Raw genomic sequence first — 17,887 nt, 5'->3', positions numbered from 1 at the left:
TGGGCCTCACGCGGGGTACGGGAGGCGCATACCAGGTAGACCCACACGGCTGCAGAAACTCATCGCCGCCGCGTCAGAGACGCACGATCCTAGACCCGTCAATGTCGGGAAAACCACACCTGATCTGCGGCTTCTGACCCACTTCTCATTGGCGGTGGAGAACGCCTGACGGCTAGCCTCGGCGGACATGAGCGAGTCGAGCGCGGGCCCCGGACGCCTGCAGGCCACCTTCGTCCCCGCCCTCGCGACCCTCGCGTGGTGGGGCGTGGCGGACGTCGAGTCGGCGCTGACCGCGCTCGGTCTCCCGCCGGGGAGCGCCACCACGTGCCGGCTCGCGGTCCCGGTCGACGGCGCCACGGTCGCCCCGCGGACGGTGGGGGTTCGGGCGGCGGACCTGTCGGCCGTGCTGCCCGCGCTGCGACGCCTGGACGTCGGCGCGGACCAGGTCGGCGCGTCGGTGCGGGCGTGGCACCGGGCCGCACTGCTGCTCGGCCGGGACGACGACGCGGCCTGGGCGGAGCTGGCGCGGACGATGCCGACCGCGGCGCACGCCTGCCTGCGCGGGGACGAGACCGCGGTCGGGACGGCGGCCTCGACGCTGCGTCAGTTCGCCGCCGCGGCCGGCACCGGCCGCGAGCTGGCCGCCGCCGGGATTCGGGTGACGTTGCGGCCCTACCAGATTCACGGTGTCACCTGGCTGCGCGCGCTGGCCGGTGAGGGCGGCGGCATCCTCGCCGACGAGATGGGGCTGGGAAAGACGCTGCAGGCCATCTCGCTGCTGGCCACCCGCGCCGGGTCCGGGCCGCACCTGGTGGTGTGCCCGACCTCGGTGATCGGCAACTGGCGACGCGAGCTGGGCCGCTTCGCCCCCGACCTGCCGGTGGTGGTGCACCACGGCGCGAGCCGCGGGTTGCCGGCGACCGTGCCGGACGCCGCGGTGGTGCTCACCAGCTACAGCGTCCTGCGCACCGACGCGGACGAGCTGACCGCCGTCGCGTGGGACTGCGTGGTGCTCGACGAGGCCCAGCAGATCAAGAACCCGACGTCGCTCGCCGCGAAGGCCGCCGCCCGACTGCCCGCGACGGTGAAGGTCGCGATGACCGGCACCCCGGTCGAGAACCGGCTCGAGGAGCTGTGGTCACTCCTCCACGTCACCAACCCCGCCGTGCTCGGCACCCGGGCGCGGTTCCGGCAGCGGTTCGCGACGCCCATCGAGTCGGGCCGCTCGCGCACCGCTGCGGAGCGACTCGCCACCGTCGTCGGGCCGTACGTGTTGCGCCGCACCAAGTCCCAGGTCGCGACCGAGCTGCCGCCGAAACAGTTCTCGACGGTGGCGTGCACGCTGACCGACGAGCAGACCCGGCTGTACCGCGCCGCCGTCGCGGACGCGTTCGCCTCCGGCCTGGGCAGCGGCATCGCCCGGCGCGGCAACGTCCTGGCCCTGCTGACGACGCTCAAGCAGGTGTGCAACCACCCGGCGCAGGCCGGCCCGGGTGGCGACAGCGGCAAACTGGTCGGGCGGTCCGGAAAGTTCGACCGCGCAACCGAAATGCTTGCGGAGATCGTCGCGGACGGCGACCGGGCGCTGGTGTTCACCCAGTACCGGGGCATGGGCGAGCTGCTCTCGACGCACCTGACCGCCGAGCTGGGCGCGGGGACGATCCCGTTCCTGCACGGCGGCCTGAGCGTGGAGCGGCGCGACCGGCTGGTCGACGACTTCCAGACCGGGCCGGACGCCGCGCCCGTCCTGATCCTCAGCCTGCGAGCGGCCGGGTTCGGGCTCAACCTGACCCGGGCCAGTCATGTGCTGCACTACGACCGGTGGTGGAACCCGGCCGTGGAGGCCCAGGCCACCGACCGGGCGCACCGGATCGGTCAGCGGCGGACCGTCAACGTGTACACCCTCGTCACCGGTGGCACCATCGAAGACCACATCGCTGCCATGCACGAGTCGAAACGCGCTCTGGCCGAGTCGGTCACGGGAACCACCGAGGCGGCACTGGCCGATCTCCCCGACACCGAGCTGCGTGCCCTGCTCGACCTCGACGCGATCGGAGTCTGCTGATGAGCACGGAGTTCGGGGTCACCGCGTGGGGCCGGGCGTGGTTGCGGACCGTCGAGTCGACGGCCGCATCCGCCCCGAATCCGGCCCTCCCCCAGGCCCGTTCCCTCGCCCGCAACGGAGCGGTGCACCTGGCGGAGGTCAGGGCCGGGCGAATCCGGGCCGAGGTGACCGTCCGCGGCAAGAGCTTCCCTGTGGCCCTGGAGGTGCCGGTGTGGACGACGAAGGAAGCCGCCGCGGTGCGTCGGCTGCTCGACCGGGCCGGCGCCCGGGACCGCCGCGTGTCCGCCGGCGAACTGCCCGACGCCCTGGTCGCCGACCTGCTGGCCAAGGACATCGCGGTAGCGCCCCCGATCGCCGAGCACGCGGCGACCTGCGGGTGCACCGGCCGCCGGCGCCCGTGCGTGCACCACCTCGCGGTGCTGTACGGCCTGGTCCGGAAGGTGGACGAGGAACCGGCGGTCGCGGTCGCGCTGCGGCAGAACGGCGGCCGTTCGGCCGAGGCGGCGAGCCCGGAATCGAACTGGATCGTCCTGACCGAGGTCGACCCGGCCGGGTTCTACGGGGACTGAGTGTGCCGTCGGCCCACTAGCCGCCGAACCAGGCCTGCGCGTCGAGCCGAAGACCCTGGCCGCCGGTGACGGTGCGCAGGTCGGACTCGAGCGCCCGCAGCCGGTCCGTCCCGATTGCCGCTGCCCATTCGGACTGCAGCTCCTCGAAGATGACGGCGGAGCGGCGCAGGCTGTCCAGCCCGCGCTCGGTGAGGACCACCGTCTTGGCGCGCGCATCGGACGGATCAGGTTGCCGGGAAACGTATCCCATCGCCTCCAGTCGGTCGACGGTCTTGCCCGCGGCCTGCTTGGAGACGCCGAGCCGACGCCCCACCTCGCTGGCGCTGGCGCCCTCGACGCCGATCGCCTGCATCGCGAATCCGTGAGCCGGCCGCATCTCCGGATGGCCCTGCGCGGCGAGCCGACGATGCGTCTCGTCGATCAACGACCGGAACCCGGAGAACAGCAGGAGGGGCAGCTCGTAGCCCGGGCTCTCGCGCTCACTCATGCGGCACCCCTTGCGCCATATCGACAACCAGGTTTACTGTTTTGGACAACCACATTGTCTATCTTATCCGAAGGAAGCCCCATGACCTTCACCGCACACACCGCCGAAACCGCCCCCGCCGCCGCCCGGCCGATCATGGCGGCGATCGAGCAGCAGTTCGGGTTCCTGCCCGCCGCGAGCGCGTTGATGGCCGAGTCGCCGGAGCTGATGCAGGCGTTCGCCCGCGCAAACGCCTTGTTCGAGCGCAGCACGCTGACCCACCTCGAACGGGAGGTGGTGGTCTTCGCGATCGCAACCCGAAACGAGTGCCACCTCTGCGTCGCCCTGCACTCGGCCGGCCTCACCCGCGACGGGGCCTCGCCCGAGCTCACCGCCGCGCTGCGCGAGCGTCGGCCGCTCGACGACCCACGGCTCGAGGCGCTGCGACAGTTCACCCTGGCCGTGCTCGACAGTGCGGGCGCGGTGGACGACGCCCGGATGCGCGCCTTCCTCGACGTCGGTTTCAGCACCAGGCAGGCACTCGAGGTCGTGCTCGGCGTCGGCACGTACACCCTGTCCACCTTCGCCAACCGGATGACGGGGGCACATCTGGACGAGCCGTTCGCCCGGTTCGCCTGGGACGGCGCCGCGTAGCCCCATTTCACCGATTCGCCCCCGCGGTCGCACCCGGCTTGTCATCATTGATGACAACACTGATGACAGATTCGGGACGGGGTGCACGATGGCCGACGACGGTTCGCGTCGCGCGATCCGGCTGACGCCGGAGATCATCGTGGAGGCGGCGGTGCGGATTGCCGCACGGGGCCGCCCCGACGGGCTGACCGGGCGCGCACTCGGCGAGGAACTGGGAGTGGACCGGTCCGCGGTGTGGCGCCATTTCTCCGACAAGGACGCGCTCCTGCGAGCCGTTGGCGACCGGCTGCTCACGATGGCCCGCGACCGCGTCCCGACCGGGCTCGGGCCGAAACAGCGCATGGAGCACCTCGCGCACGCGGTGGTCGCGGTGTTCACCGAGCACCCCTACGTGGGCGCCGCGGTAGCACCGCGCACCACCCGGGGCCCGGGCGAGTTCGCCCTCGTCGAGACGATGCTCACCTCGCTCGCCGAGCTCGGCCTCGGCGACGCGGATGTCGTTCGCTACCAACGGATGCTGGCCGACAGCGTATTGGCATTTGCCGGCATGCAGGCCGGCTGGGCGGTACTGCCGGACACAATTCGGGACGCCGACGAGCGCGCCTGGCTCAGCGAGTACGCGGGCGCGGACCCTGCCCGCTACCCGGCGATCGCCTCGTCCGCTCGCGCCCTGGCCGAGGTGAGCCCGGACATGGTGCTCGACACCATGATCGAGGCGTTCTGGGCCGCCGTCGACACCCGCGCCCGGGCCACCGCCGGATGACCGCCACTACCCGCGACCGACCGCACCGGAGATCGAGGAACACCCGCGCATGACCGAGCCCAGCACCGCTACCGACGCCCGCCCCACCTCCGAGCAGCCGAGTTCCGACAGGCCGACCCGGCGCAGGCGAATACTGACCCGGACGGCAATCGCAGTCCCGCTGACCCTCGCGGTGCTGATCGCCGGGTCCTACGCCGCGACCGCCGCGCTCGACATCCCCGCGCCGCCCACTCTGGCCCGGCTGCTCACCGCTGCGCCGTCGACCCAGGGGTCGCTCTACCCGGCCCGGTCCGTGCCCGCCACCGACCCGCGACCGCTGCCCGTGCACGAGGCCGCACTGCCCGGGGCGGTGCCGTGGAAGGGCAAGCAGATCCCGGTCGCCGAATTCCTCGACACCACCAAGACGAACGCCTTCCTGGTGCTGCGCGACGGCGCGCTCACCCACGAGTGGTACCGCGACGGGGTCGAGCCCACGACCCGGCTGGCATCCTGGTCGATGGCGAAGTCGGTGGTCTCGCTGCTGATCGGCCGGGCGATCGACGCCGGCAAACTGAGCGAGGACGACCGACTGGTCGACGTGCTGCCGGAGCTGGCCGGCGGCGGCGACTACGACGCCATCACGGTGCGGGACCTGCTGGACATGACATCGGGCGCCGACGTATCGGAGAACTACAACCCGTACTTCCCCCTCACCGGCACCGCCCGGATGTACCTCACGGGTGACCTCGACGCGTTCGTCCGCGACCACCGCAGTGTGCAGTTCACGCCCGGCAGCAAGGGCGACTACCGCAGCGTCGACACCCAACTCCTCGGCCAGGTGCTCGCCCGCGTCGAGGGCAGGCCGCTGACCGACCTGCTCACCCACGACCTGTGGGGCCCGATCGGCGCGGAAGACGACGCGACCTGGAACCTCGACCGCGACGGCGGACAGGAGAAGGCGTTCTGCTGCATCAACGCCACCGCCCGCGACTTCGCAAAGGTCGGGCAGCTCGTCCTCGACGGCGGCCGCGTCGGCGACACGCAAGTCGTTCCGGCGGCGTGGATCTCGCGGATCAGCACCCCCGCCCAGCACCCGGTGTCCAAGTGGGGCTACTCGGCGCAGTGGTGGCACCCCACCGGCGGCGACGGCGCCGACCTCTCCGCGGTCGGGGTGTACGGCCAGTACACCTACGTGGACCCGACCACTCGCACCGTCATCGTCAAGCTCAGCGACTACGGGACCGAACAGGACGAGCAGGAGACGTTCGAGGTGTTGCGGGCGATCGCGGCGGCGCGCTAGCGCAGGCAACCAACCGGGTACGGGTCGGGCGCGGGCTAGCTGTACCCGGCCATCAGGTTGGTGACAGCCGGCTGATCGGCGGCAGGCCTCCGAGTGCGCCGTGGCGTCGTCGAGTGTTGTAGTACTCGATCCAGGGTGCAAGCGCGGCGGTGCGCTCGGCGTTGGTGGTGAACACCTGCCGGTAGGCCCACTCGGTCTGCAGGGTGCGGTTCAGTCGTTCGACCTTGCCGTTCTGCCAGGGGCAGTGCGGTTTGATGAACTTCTGTCGGATGCCGTGCTCGGCGCACACCGCGCGCAACGACCACCGGTAGGCCCAGGCGTTGTCGGTCATCAGCCGTTCGATCCTGGTGATGCCGTGGCCGGCGAAGTAGTCGATCGCGCGGGACAGGAAACCAGCACAGGTGGCGCCTTTCTCGTCCGGCAGGACCTCCGAGTAGGCGAGCCTGGAGTGATCGTCGACCAGCGAGTGAACGTAGTCGAACCCAACCTTTGTCGAGTAGTCCCGCTCCGCGTGCTCCCTGCCGCGGGCACGCCATCCGCCGCCGTCGGGGATCCGGCCGAGCTTCTTGACGTCCATGTGCACCAGCTCGCCGGGCCGCTGGCGTTCGTAGCGCACTGCGGTGGTCTTCGACGAGCGGATCACCTCGCCGGTCAACGGGTCGCAGTCGGCCAGGTACGGCACCTGGTGTCGTCGTAGGACTCGGGAGACGGTGCGGGCCGGCACCCCGAGTTCGGCTGCGAGCCAGTCCGGTCCGCGTCGTTCACGCATGCGTAGTTCGACGATCCGGGTCTCGACTGTGGTCGCGGTTCGGGTCGGCATCGTGTGCGGGCGTGAGGACCGATCGTGCAACCCTGCCTCTCCCTCGGTCTCGTAGCGGGTCACCCACGTGGAGACGCATTTGCGGGAAACTCCCATTGCGCTGGCGATATGGGCTTTGGGCCAGCCGTCCCGGTGGCGCTCGACGATGAGCTTTCTCCCGAGATACGTGGTGCGGGCATTACGGTGGGACACGAGAACCTCCGGTGGGATGCGGGCCTTCGACAAGCCACACCTCAACCGGAGGTTCTCTTCACATCAAGCCGACACGCCTGCTACCAACGTCCTGGCCGGGTACAGCTAGCGCGTGCCCCGGCCGCTCGGATCCCGGCCCAGGAAAGCCAGCAACCGGTCCCCCGGGCCAGCGTCTCGCGCCGACTCCACCGGTACCCCGAAGCGGGCAGGCCGGTCCGCATCGGTGACGAACAGCGCTGCACAGGAGAGTAATTCGTCTGCAAGGGCGGCCGGTATCGGCCGGGGGTTCCCGCACGCCACCGACACGTCCCACCCGTGCACCGCGACCTCGAGCGCCCCCGCGGAGGGCACGATGTCCGACAGCACCGGCACCTCGCCGATCCGGATGGGAGCGGGATCGGCTGACCCGGTCCACGAGCCGAGCAGGTGGCAAGCCCGATCCCGCAGGGCGGCAACGGGATCGGATGAGATGTTGGGCGGGCCCTCGTCCGGCACGAGCGCCACCACCCGGTCGTCGACGGCCTCCTGCAACGCCTCGAGCGCGTCGTTCATGTGCGCCAACAACTCCCGCAGGTTCCATTCCCGGCACGGCGTCGGGGCCGACATGTCCTGCGCCGTCACCAGTTGCAGGCTGCCGAGCGCGTAACTGATCGCCCGCTCGAGCAGCGCGACCGGATCGGCGACCGGCCAGGCGACCCGGCGGCTGACCGTCACGACCCCGCCGGCAGGACTGCCGGCAGACCGAACTTCTCGAACAGCGAAGTGTCGAAGAACGCCGTCACGTGGCCGATCCCGGACGGGCCGAGGGAGACCACCTGCAGCTGGAACGCGGGGTAGGCGCCGTCGGCGTCGCGCATGTACATCGCGAACGCCGGCTGCCCGTTCGACACCGTCGAGATCAGCTTCATGTCGCCGGGACCCTTTGCCGGGCAGTTGTTCTCGATGAGCGTCCGGATCGCGTCCGGACCCTGGTACCAGCCGACGAACGGCGGCATCTCCCAGACCGCGTCCTGGGTGAACAGCTCCTTCAGCGCGGCCATGTCGTACCGCTCGAATGCCGACAGGTACCGGTCGAGCAGCTCGCGCTGATCGGGCCCGACCGGTTCCTGCACGGCGTCCTCGCTCGGCGCCGCCCGGTCGATCTGCGCGCGGGCCCGTTGCAGCGCGCTGTTCACCCCCGCGGTGGTGGTCCCGAGCAGCTCGGCGACGTCGGCCGCCGGCCAGGCCAGCACCTCGCGCAGGATCAGCACCGCGCGCTGCTTCGGCGGCAGGTGCTGCAGCGCGGCGATCAGGGCGAGGCGGATGGTCTCCTTGGAGGTTGCGGCCACCGCCGGATCGTTGGAGGACATATCGACCAGGGTGTCCGGAATCGGTTCGAGCCACGGCACCTCGTCCTGGGTGACGAGGTCGTCGGCCGGGTCGGAGCTCGGCGCGCCCAGCCCCGTGGGCAGCGGGCGCCGGCCCTTGCTCTCGAGCGCGGTGAGGCAGGTGGTCGTCGCGATCCGGTACAGCCAGGTACGCAGCGACGAGCGGCCCTCGAACTTCTCGTAGGCGCGCCACGCCTTCAGGTAGGTCTCCTGCACCAGGTCCTCCGCGTCGTGCACCGACCCGGACATCCGGTAACAGTGCGCGAGCAGCTCACGCCGGTACGGCTCCGCCAACGGTGCAAAGTCCCCACGAACCGCGCTCTCAGTCATGGCGCACACATTTCCTTGGATTCCCATGCAGGTACAGACCCTCGGCGAATTCGAAACTCATCGGTGATCGATGGATTCACCGGCACCCGATGGTCTGTACTGGGAAGAGACCTCCGATCCGTCCACCCCGGGAAGGGGAAGGTCATGGCCACAGTCACCTCCCACCAGGTCACCTCCGCCGACGGCACCGTCATCGCGTACGAGCGTTCCGGCGACGGCCCACCTGCACTGATCGTCGGCGGCGCGTTCAACGACCGGCGGACGGCCGGCCCGCTGGCCGCGGCGCTCGCGTCGGAGTTCACCACCATCGCCTACGACCGACGCGGACGCGGGTCGAGCGGCGACACCGCGCCGTACGCGCCGGAACGCGAGATCGAGGACCTGGCCGCGATCCTCGACGACATCGGCCGGCCGACGCACGTCTACGGCCTGTCCTCCGGCGCGGTGCTGGCCCTCGAGGCCGCCGCGGCGGGACTGCCGGTCGCGCGGCTCGCCGTGTTCGAGCCGCCGTACTCCGACGGCCCGCGGACGTCAGACGACTACCTCACCCGGCTCGCCGAGCTCACCGCGGCGGGGCGACGCGGCGACGCCGTGGAACTGTTCATGACCGAGGCGGTCGGGGTCCCGGCCGAGGCGGTCCCGTCGATCAGGCAGTCGCCGGCCTGGGTGCCGATGAAGGCGATCGCGCACACCCTGCTCTACGACGCGCTGGTGGTCGAGAGCGGCGCCATGCCGCGTGAGCGGCTGGCGACGATCTCCGTCCCGACCCTGGCGCTGGCCAGCGCCGGGAGTCCGCCCTGGCTGCGCGAGGCCGCCGCGGCGGTCGCCGAGGTGGTTCCCGGCGCGGGCATGGGCATCGTCGACGGGGGCTTCCACGACGTGACGCCGGAGGTCCTGGCGCCCGTGCTGTCCGAGTTCTTCGGCGCCGGGCACTGAGGCGCCGCCGGCTCTTGTGAGTACTTTTGGTTGCCAGAGCAACCGAAAGCACCGACAGGCCGAAGGCCGTTCACCAGGCGAAACATAATTGTGATCGAATACGCGTGCGAGTAGAATTCGATGTATGAAACTCGACGCCATGCTCACCGACCCCGCCGGGGTCGAGGCATGGCGACTCGACGAAACCGAGATCCTGGCGGCGGTACCGGAGCTCGTCCAGGACATCCGTGCACGTGAGGCGCTACTCGTCAGGTTGGTGCACGAGGCCGATCAAAGGTGCCTGCCCGAACATGCCGGCGCCGCCGACACCACCTCCTGGCTGGCCGGCGTCACCCGGATGCACCCCGCCCACGCCGCGCGGATCGTCCGCCTTTCCCGCGAGCTCCCGCTGCACCCACAGATGGCCGGGCTGTTGGACGCCGGTCGGATCGAACTGGGCCACGTGCAGGTGATCGTCAACTTCCTCGCCCGCCTCGCCAAGCTCACCAAGGACTTCCGCATCGACCCGGCTCCCGATGGAACCGACTGGGAACACCCCGACCCCGACAGTGCCCGGGCCGACGACTGCGAGGCATACCTGCTCATCGCCGCCCGCGTCGAAGACCCCGCACAGCTCCGTAAGCGGGCCCGCGAGATGGACATCTACTTCGAACGCGACAACGACCTCCCCTCGGACGCAGAGAACCCGGAACTCAACGAGTTCCATGCCTCCACCACCCTGGGCGGGCGGATGCTCGTGAAGGGCAGCTTCGACGCCGAGTCCGGCGAAGCCATCCAGACCGCGCTGTCCGGCCTGTCCAAGCCGCACCCCAGCACGGACGAGGACGGCAACCCGATCCGCGATCCCCGCACCGCCTCCAAGCGCAACGCCGACGCCTTCACCCAGATCATCCGCGGACACCTCGACAACGCCCGCGGCCCGAAGGAAGGCGGCGAACGCCCGCACGTCACCGTCACGATCGACGTCGACGCACTACGCGACGCGGTGTCCGCGACAGCACAGATCCCTGCGACCGGGGCCTGGGACCGTCACGGCTGGGAGTACCACTCCGACAACGCAACCGGCCCAGTCGGCGGCGAACACTGCGCCGGCTGCGCCGACATCAGGCCACCGCGGCACTACCGCCGACGCCGCCACGCCACCATGCCCTGGGCCGGCCCGATTTCCGCCGCCGTCGCCGCCCGCATCTCCTGCGACGCCCAGGTCACCCCTGTCTTCGTCGACCGGGGCGGCAACCCACTCGACGTGGGCCGAACCACCCGCATCATCTCCCCGAGACTGCGGAAAGCACTGGTGGCCAGGGACTGCGGATGCGCCTTCCCCGGCTGCGGCCGACCCGCCGCCTGGACTGACGCCCACCATGTCCGGCACTGGAGCGACGGCGGCCCCACCGCCCTGTCGAACCTGGTGCTGCTGTGCAAGAAGCACCACACGATGATCCACAAGAACCACTGGGCAGTGCAGATCGAATCGGATGGCCATCCTTGGTTCACACCCCCGGCGTGGGTGGACCCGTTGCGAAGACCACGGCCGGCTCACAACCGGCGCGAGATCCACGGAGTCTGACCAGGCACAGGCCTGAACACTCACCCACAACCGGGCGGGTTGTGGCCGAGACACACTCGGCCGCAACCGGTCTGCGCCGCGTCACGCGGCCGTCAGCACCAGTGGGCCGTCCGCCGTGATCGCGACCGTGTGCTCGCTGTGCGCCGCCCGCTCCCCGCCGAGCGTCCGCAGCGTCCACCCGTCCCGGTCGTGTCGGTAGTCGTCGCTGCCGCCGCGGATGAGCATCGGTTCCAGTGCGAGCACCATTCCGGCACGCAGCTTCATGCCACGACCGGCCCTGCCCTCGTTCGGCACGTGCGGTTCCTCGTGCATGGCCCGACCGATCCCGTGACCGCCGTGGTCCGCGAGCACGCCGTACCCCCGCGACCGGGCGAAGCTCCCGATGGCCTCGGCGATGTCGCCGATCCGGTTCCCCACCCGCGCGGCCTCGATACCCCGGGCCAGCGCCTCCTCGGTTGCCGCGATCAGCCGCAGGTCCTCGGGATCGGCGGCGCCCACGACGAAGCTGACGGCCGAGTCGCCGCACCAGCCGTCGAGGTGGGCGCCGCAGTCCAGACTCACCAGGTCACCGTCGGCCAGCCGGTAGTCGGACGGAATCCCGTGTACCACAGCATCGTTCACGCTCGCACACACGACGCCGGGAAACGGGCTCGGGGCCCAGTCGGGGTGGTAGCCGAGGAAGGCAGGGGTTCCGCCGGCCGCCCGGATCACCGCCGCCGCGGCCGCATCGAGTTCGCTCACGCGAACCCCCACCTCCGCCACCCCCCGGGCCGCGGCCAACGCCTCCGCGACCACCCGGCCCGCGGCCCTCATCGAGCTCACCTCGCCCTCGGTCTTGATCTCGACCATCCGTTTCAGCGCCTTCCCGTCGACAACCATCAGACCAATAACTATACCGGTATTACTATAGGCACCATGGTGCGCGTACCGCTCACGGCGGAGGAACTCGAACGGGGCCGACGACTCGGCGAACTGCTGCGCGAGGCCCGCGGCGGGGCCAGCATGGTCGAAGTCGCGCTAACCGCCGGGATCTCCGTCGAGACGCTGCGCAAGATCGAGACCGGCCGAATCGCGACACCGGCCTTCTTCACCATCGCCGCCGTGGCCGAGGTGCTCGGGCTGTCGCTGGACCGCGTGGCCGAGGCGCTCGCCGTCCCGTCGCCGGAGCGCGAGGCCGCATCCTGACGCGGACCGCCCACCGGACCTGACACAGACAGCCCACAGGGTTCGCCCGTACCGTCAACGGGTCCCGCGAGCGTCGTGGGCGCAATCTCGGACAGGAGCGTGGATGACTTCGGTGCAGACAACAGGCGATCTGACCCCGGAGCCGTCGACCCTCACGCCGGCCACCACCGCGGCCGCCCCGGCACCCAGCCGTCTGCGCCTGCGCAGGCCGGACCTCCTCGCGGCGCTCGGGTTCACCGCGGTCGCGGTGTACGTCCTGGAACAGCAGTGGCGCTCACCGACCAGCGGCTACCTCGTCGGCAGCGGCCAGGACCAGCGAATGTGGGAATGGTTCTTCGCCGTCGCCGCGCACTCAGTCACCCAGTTCCAGAATCCGCTCGGCACCGTGCTGCAGAACTACCCACAGGGCGTGAACCTGATGGCCAACACGGCCATGTTCGGTGTCAGCCTGCCGCTCGCACCCGTCACCCTGCTGTTCGGCCCGACCTTCACCTGGACGCTGGTCCTCACCGCCGGGCTCGCCGGCACCGCCTTCGCCTGGTACTGGCTGCTGTCCCGGTACGTCGTCGAGTCGACGGCGGCGGCGGTGATCGGCGGCCTGTTCTGCGGATTCGCCCCCGCGATGATCTCGCACGCCAACGGCCACCCCAACTTCGTCGCCATGGGCCTGTTGCCGCTGATCCTGGCCTGCGTGGTCGCCCTGGCCCGCGGTGCCGGCCCACGCACCACCGTCCTGCTCGGCGTGCTGGTCGCGGCGCAGATCCTGCTCGGCGAGGAACCCCTGCTGATCCTCGCGATCGGCTTCGGCGTCTTCACCGTGTCGTACCTCGCCGCCCACCCCCGCCAGGCGCTGCCCACGATCCGGACCGCACTCAAACCCCTGCTGGTCGCCGCCGCGATCGCGCTCGCGATCACCGCGATCCCGCTGTGGTGGCAGTTCTTCGGGCCGCAGAGCTACGAGTTCATCGACCACGGGCCGATGGGCAACGACCTCAAGGCGCTGCTGCAGTTCCCCGCCCAGTCCGTCGGCGGACAGCTCAGCCCGGGCCAGGACGTCGCCATCAACGCCACCGAGCACAACGCCTACTTCGGCTGGCCGCTGCTCGCGCTGGTCACCGGCGCCGCGGTCTGGCTGCGACGCTCGCCGACGGCCCGGGCGGCGGCGATCACCACCGCGGTCATGTGCCTGCTCTCCCTCGGTGCCGAGCTGACGGTCGGCCGCGACGGCACCGGGATCGACCTGCCCTGGAGCTGGCTCGAGCGGGTGCCGCTGCTCGAGTCCGTGCTCGAGACGCGGTTCGCGATGGGCGCGATCCCCGCGATCGCGGTACTGCTGGCGCTGGCCACCGAGCGGGCCCTGCGGCAGCGCGCCGCCCTCGTGCCGTGGCTGCTGCTCCTGCTGGTCGCGCTGCTGCCCCTCACCCCGACGCCGCTGCCCTCCGTCGACCGGGCCCCGGCCCCGGAGTTCTTCGCCGACGGCACCTGGCGCGACTACGTCTCCTCCGGCTCGGTCGTCACCGTCCCGCTGCCCCGGCCCGAGGACGCCCGCGCCCTGACCTGGCAGATCGAAGCCGACTTCGGCTTCCCCCTGGCGGGCGGCTACTTCGTCGGCCCGGTCGGCCCCGAGAAGAAAGCCAAGTACGGGCCCGACGACCGCCGGACCGCGCTGCTGCTGGCGCAGACCCAGAAGACCGGCGTGGTGCCCACGGTGACCGACGCGGAACGCAGGCAGGCCGTCGCCGACCTGCAGTTCTGGCGGGCGGACGTGATGGTCCTGCCGCACGGCAGCAACGAGGCCGCGCTGCGTCAGACCGTCCAGCGACTGCTCGGCGACCCCGGCCACCAGGCCGGCGACGTCTGGGTCTGGGACGTCCGCGGCCTGGTCGCCGGCACCCGGTGACCCCTGGCCTCCCCACCCCACCCGCTAGGGGAAGAAATAGGGACAGGGGGATGTCCGACTGCCCCCTAATCGGCCCCTAACTTGCGGTCGATCCGTCGACTCCGGCCGTCGCCACTCGGTCCAATGGCCTCAGACACCAGCCGGTGTCGACCAACGATCACGTGACATGCAGGAGCGCCTATGTCCTTCTCCGCAATCTTCTCGGCCCTGATCTCGGCGATGCTCGGCGGCGACCTCGGCGCCGGCTCGACCGGCAATGCGGGCGGCGGCGCGACCGGCGGCGCCGGTGGCGGCGGCGGATTCAACTTCGACTCCTGATCTCGGCGGACGCGGGTCAGAGCCCGCTCCCTCGCATCGGCCCTGACCCGCGTCCCCGGCCCCGGCTCGCCTCGGCCTGACTCCGGCGCGGCATCCCATACGATCGGACCTTGTGCCCGCCGAGCCTGAGACCCCCACAGTGACAAACCCGGGGGCACCGCCCGCCCCGGACCGCTCCGCCCTCCGCACCGCACGACTGATCGCAGTCGTCGCCGGGCTGGTGGGCCTGGTCCTGGCGGTACTCACCCCGCTGCTGCCCGTGACGCAGCAGCAGGCCACCATCTCCTGGCCGCAGAACGGCACCCTGACCAGCATCGATGCCCCGCTGGTCAGTTACGAGCCGATCAGCCTGGACGTGCACCTGCCCTGCGCGACGGCCGCGACGCTGCCCGACGGCGGCAACCTCCTCTCGACCGTGCCGAAGCAGTCCGCCGACGCCGAGCTCGCCGGGCTGGTGGTGAAGGTCGGGTCCGAACCCGACCGGACCGTGCAGGTGATCCTGCGCAACACCCAGCTGATCTCCGCGCCGCTCGCCGAACTCGGCGGGTGCAGCGCCATCGTCGTGCACTCGGACGCCACGCACACCACCGTGACCTTCGCCGGCCTGCCCGACGCCGACGCGGACGCCGCCGACGGGGCCACCAGCGTGGACCTGCCCGGCGACCTGCGCCCGCAGATGGTCGGCGTCTTCTCCGACCTGCAGGGCGCCGCCCCCGCCGGCCTCGCGGTGCACGCCGACATCGACTCCCGCTTCTCCTCCAGTCCGACGGTGTTCAAGCTGCTCGCGATGATCGTCGGCGTCCTCGCGACCGCGCTCGCGCTGCTGGCCCTGCACCGCCTCGACAGCGTCGACGGCCGTCGGGCCCGGCGCTTCCTGCCGCGGCACTGGTGGACCTTCACCGGCGTCGACGCGCTGGTCGCGGGCGTGCTCGTGCTCTGGCACTTCATCGGCGCCAACACCTCCGACGACGGCTACCTGCTCAACATGGCCCGGGCCTCGGAGCAGGCCGGGTACATGGCCAACTACTTCCGCTGGTTCGGCGTCCCCGAGGCCCCGTTCGGCTGGTACTACGACGTGCTCACGCTGATGACCAAGGTCGGCACCGCCAGCACCTGGATGCGACTGCCGGCCCTGATCGCCGCCATCCTGTGCTGGATGGTGGTCAGCCGGGAGGTGATCCCCCGACTCGGCCGGGCGGTGCGGCACAACCGGATCGCCCTGTGGACCGCCGGACTGGTGTTCCTCTCGTTCTGGTTGCCCTACAACAACGGCCTGCGCCCGGAACCGATCATCGCCCTCGGCGCGCTGCTGACCTGGTGCTCGATCGAGCGGGCGATCGCCACCGGACGGCTGCTGCCCGCCGCCGTCGGCGTGCTGATCGCGGCGTTCTCCCTGGCCGCGGGGCCGACCGGGCTGATCGCCGTCGCCGCCCTGATCGTGGGCGCGCGGCCGCTCGTGCAGATCGCCGTCACCCGCGCCCGGCAGGTCGGCTGGCTGCCCCTGCTCGCGCCGATCGGCGCCGCCGGCCTGGTGGTGCTGATCGTGATCTTCGCCGACCAGACCCTCGCCACCGTGCTCGAGTCCACCCGGGTGCGGTCCGCGGTCGGCCCCAACGTCCAGTGGTTCGACGAGTACCACCGGTACGACGCGCTGATGAACGTCTCCCCCGACGGCTCGCTGGCCCGCCGGTTCGGCGTGTTCGTGATGATCCTGTCGGTGGTGGTGTGCGGGATGATGATGCTGCGCCGCGGCGGTCGCATCGCGGGCACCGCCGCCGGACCGTCCCGGCGGATCCTCGGCATCATCGTCGGCTCGCTGTTGCTGATGATGTTCACGCCCACCAAGTGGACGCACCACTTCGGTGTCTACGCCGGCATCGCCGGCTCGGTCGCCGCCCTGGCCGCGGTGGCCGTCGCCGCCGCCACCCTGCGCTCGCGCCGCAACCGCACCCTGTTCGCGGCCGCCGTGCTGTTCCTGCTGTCCATGGCCTTCTCCGGTTCCAACGGCTGGTGGTACGTGTCCAGCTACGGCGTGCCGTGGTGGGACAAGCCGCCGTCCATCGGCGGCAACAGCTTCGCCAACGGCCTGCTCGTGTTGTCGGTGCTGGCGCTGCTGCTGGCCGGCTGGCAGCACCTGCGTCAGCCGTACCTCGCGGAGGAACGGCCGGTGCCCACCCACGGCTGGCGGGCGCTGCTCGACTCCCCGCTGACCCTGGCGGCGGCCTTCGTCGTGCTCTTCGAGGTGCTCTCGCTCGCCAAGGGCGCGGTCGCGCAGTACCCGGCGTACTCCGTGGCCCGGTCGAACTTCGACACCCTCACCGGCGACACCTGCGCCCTCGCCGACGACGTGCTGATCGAGCCGGACGCCAACGTCGGGATGCTCAGCGCCCTCTCCGGCGCACCCGACCCGCTCGGCGGCGAGGAGGCGAAGGGCTTCACCCCCAACGGCGTGCCCGTCGACCTCACCGCGGACGCGGAGAACAAGGGCGCAGGCGGCGCCAACTCGCTCGACTCGACCACGACGACGACCACCACCGGCACGGCCGCGGGCACCGGCGGCGGCACCGGCGCCACCGGCGTCAACGGCAGCTCCGTGGCGCTGCCGTTCGGCCTCGACCCCGCGCGCACCCCGGTTCTCGGCAGCTACCAGGTCGGCGAGCAGGTGCCCGCGCAGCTGATCTCCGACTGGTACGGCCTGCCGCACTCCGGCGCAGCCGGGTCAGAGTCACAGCGCAGCGACGCCGCACCGATCCTCGTGGTCACCGCCGCCGGCCGGATCCGTTCGGTCGACAAGGACGGTGTGGTCACCCCCGGTCAGGACCTCGCCGTCGAGTACGGCACCCGCACGGACGACGGCCAGGTGGAGGTACGCGGCCGCGTCGCCCCGATCGACATCGGGCCGTCGCCGTCCTGGCGGAACCTGAGGGTGCCGACGGCGGACATCCCCGCCGACGCGGACGCCGTCCGGCTGGTCGCGGACGACCGCGACCTCACCCCGAAGCAGTGGCTGGCCGTGACGCCGCCGCGGGTACCGCAGCTGCAGACGCTGAACGAGGTGGTCGGGACCACCGCGCCGGTGCTGCTGGACTGGTCGGTCGGGCTGTCGTTCCCCTGCCAGCGCCCGTTCGCGCACGAGTACGGCGTCGCCGAGGTGCCGGAGTACCGGATCCTGCCCGACCGGGTGGGCGCGGACTCCACCAACGGCTGGCAGGACAAGATCGGCGGCGGCCCGCTCGGCTGGATCGATCTGCTGCTGACGTCGCGGACCATGCCGAGCTACCTGAACAAGGACTGGGCGCGGGACTGGGGTTCGCTGGAGAAGTACACCCCGCTCGACCCCGCCGCGGTGACCGGACAGGTCGACACCGAGCCGGTCACGCGGTCCGGACTGTGGAGCCCGGGGCCGCTCGCCGCTCGCTGACCGGGACCGCGAACGCGGGTGCGGGCCCCCGTACACGGGCGCCCGCACCCGCGAT

General features: G+C 71.3%; 16 protein-coding genes. 11 read left to right on the top strand and 5 right to left on the bottom strand.

What is annotated here, in order from left to right:
* The first annotated feature begins 187 nt into the window (after positions 1 to 187).
* Both RT2_RS09250 and RT2_RS09245 read left to right on the top strand, forming a co-directional pair.
* On the top strand, positions 188 to 2,065 hold the full coding sequence (locus RT2_RS09250; RefSeq protein ID WP_072844496.1) for a DEAD/DEAH box helicase: 1,878 nt from the start codon (positions 188 to 190) through the stop codon (positions 2,063 to 2,065).
* Positions 2,065 to 2,634: a hypothetical protein gene (locus RT2_RS09245; protein ID WP_072844495.1), complete on the top strand. Its 570-nt coding sequence runs from the start codon at positions 2,065 to 2,067 to the stop codon at positions 2,632 to 2,634. Before RT2_RS09250 ends, RT2_RS09245 begins: the two co-directional genes overlap by 1 nt.
* Positions 2,635 to 2,650: 16 nt before the next feature.
* Here RT2_RS09245 and RT2_RS09240 read toward each other — a convergent pair whose 3' ends face one another.
* Positions 2,651 to 3,121 carry a MarR family winged helix-turn-helix transcriptional regulator gene (locus tag RT2_RS09240; RefSeq protein WP_072844494.1) on the bottom strand — a complete coding sequence of 157 codons (471 nt, stop codon included), beginning with the start codon at positions 3,119 to 3,121 and terminating at the stop codon, positions 2,651 to 2,653.
* A gap of 81 nt (positions 3,122 to 3,202) precedes the next feature.
* On the opposite strand from RT2_RS09240, the gene RT2_RS09235 reads away from it, so the two are divergent.
* The 3 genes from RT2_RS09235 to RT2_RS09225 all read left to right on the top strand — a co-directional run bounded on the left by RT2_RS09235 (position 3,203) and on the right by RT2_RS09225 (position 5,796).
* Positions 3,203 to 3,754: a carboxymuconolactone decarboxylase family protein gene (locus RT2_RS09235; protein ID WP_245709093.1), complete on the top strand. Its 552-nt coding sequence runs from the start codon at positions 3,203 to 3,205 to the stop codon at positions 3,752 to 3,754.
* A gap of 88 nt (positions 3,755 to 3,842) precedes the next feature.
* Positions 3,843 to 4,517 carry a TetR/AcrR family transcriptional regulator gene (locus tag RT2_RS09230; RefSeq protein ID WP_072844493.1) on the top strand — a complete coding sequence of 225 codons (675 nt, stop codon included), beginning with the start codon at positions 3,843 to 3,845 and terminating at the stop codon, positions 4,515 to 4,517.
* A 49-nt stretch (positions 4,518 to 4,566) separates the two neighbouring features.
* Positions 4,567 to 5,796: a serine hydrolase domain-containing protein gene (locus RT2_RS09225; RefSeq protein WP_083577229.1), complete on the top strand. Its 1,230-nt coding sequence runs from the start codon at positions 4,567 to 4,569 to the stop codon at positions 5,794 to 5,796.
* Positions 5,797 to 5,848: 52 nt separating this feature from the next.
* Here RT2_RS09225 and RT2_RS09220 read toward each other — a convergent pair whose 3' ends face one another.
* The 3 genes from RT2_RS09220 to RT2_RS09210 form a co-directional block, all read right to left on the bottom strand.
* Positions 5,849 to 6,808 (bottom strand): IS481 family transposase, encoded by a 960-nt coding sequence (locus tag RT2_RS09220; RefSeq protein WP_083577228.1) that lies wholly within the window; start codon positions 6,806 to 6,808, stop codon positions 5,849 to 5,851.
* Positions 6,809 to 6,913: 105 nt separating this feature from the next.
* Complete coding sequence (locus tag RT2_RS09215) at positions 6,914 to 7,522, bottom strand: TIGR03086 family metal-binding protein (RefSeq protein ID WP_072844491.1); 609 nt, start codon at positions 7,520 to 7,522, stop codon at positions 6,914 to 6,916.
* On the bottom strand, positions 7,519 to 8,505 hold the full coding sequence (locus RT2_RS09210; RefSeq protein WP_072844490.1) for a sigma-70 family RNA polymerase sigma factor: 987 nt from the start codon (positions 8,503 to 8,505) through the stop codon (positions 7,519 to 7,521). Before RT2_RS09210 ends, RT2_RS09215 begins: the two co-directional genes overlap by 4 nt.
* Before the next feature lie 144 nt (positions 8,506 to 8,649).
* Between RT2_RS09210 and RT2_RS09205 the strand changes: the two genes are divergently transcribed.
* Together RT2_RS09205 and RT2_RS09200 are read left to right on the top strand one after the other, a co-directional pair.
* Complete coding sequence (locus RT2_RS09205) at positions 8,650 to 9,441, top strand: alpha/beta fold hydrolase (RefSeq protein ID WP_072844489.1); 792 nt, start codon at positions 8,650 to 8,652, stop codon at positions 9,439 to 9,441.
* Between the two features lie 124 nt (positions 9,442 to 9,565).
* A complete protein-coding gene (locus tag RT2_RS09200) occupies positions 9,566 to 11,008 on the top strand; it encodes an HNH endonuclease signature motif containing protein (RefSeq protein ID WP_072844488.1) in 1,443 nt (480 codons plus the stop codon).
* Positions 11,009 to 11,089: 81 nt separating this feature from the next.
* Here the strand turns inward: RT2_RS09200 and map are convergent, their stop codons facing one another.
* A complete protein-coding gene (gene map / locus RT2_RS09195; RefSeq protein ID WP_072844613.1) occupies positions 11,090 to 11,857 on the bottom strand; it encodes a type I methionyl aminopeptidase in 768 nt (255 codons plus the stop codon).
* Between the two features lie 66 nt (positions 11,858 to 11,923).
* Between map and RT2_RS09190 the strand changes: the two genes are divergently transcribed.
* The 4 genes from RT2_RS09190 (at position 11,924) to RT2_RS09180 (ending at position 17,832) form a co-directional block, all read left to right on the top strand.
* On the top strand, positions 11,924 to 12,193 hold the full coding sequence (locus tag RT2_RS09190; RefSeq protein WP_072844487.1) for a helix-turn-helix domain-containing protein: 270 nt from the start codon (positions 11,924 to 11,926) through the stop codon (positions 12,191 to 12,193).
* 103 nt (positions 12,194 to 12,296) lie between these two features.
* On the top strand, positions 12,297 to 14,093 hold the full coding sequence (locus RT2_RS09185; protein WP_072844486.1) for a glycosyltransferase family protein: 1,797 nt from the start codon (positions 12,297 to 12,299) through the stop codon (positions 14,091 to 14,093).
* 180 nt (positions 14,094 to 14,273) lie between these two features.
* The gene (locus RT2_RS25800; protein ID WP_169888241.1) at positions 14,274 to 14,411 is read left to right on the top strand and encodes a hypothetical protein; all 138 of its coding nucleotides are present in this window, start codon (positions 14,274 to 14,276) and stop codon (positions 14,409 to 14,411) included.
* 112 nt (positions 14,412 to 14,523) lie between these two features.
* The gene (locus RT2_RS09180; RefSeq protein ID WP_072844485.1) at positions 14,524 to 17,832 is read left to right on the top strand and encodes an arabinosyltransferase domain-containing protein; all 3,309 of its coding nucleotides are present in this window, start codon (positions 14,524 to 14,526) and stop codon (positions 17,830 to 17,832) included.
* Positions 17,833 to 17,887: the final 55 nt, after the last annotated feature.

This window comes from Rhodococcus tukisamuensis NBRC 100609 (assembly GCF_001894985.1).
GTDB lineage: Bacteria > Actinomycetota > Actinomycetes > Mycobacteriales > Mycobacteriaceae > Rhodococcus_G > Rhodococcus_G tukisamuensis.
The sequence above is the reverse complement of the archived record's forward strand: the minus strand, read 5'-3'. Positions and strand labels throughout refer to the sequence as shown.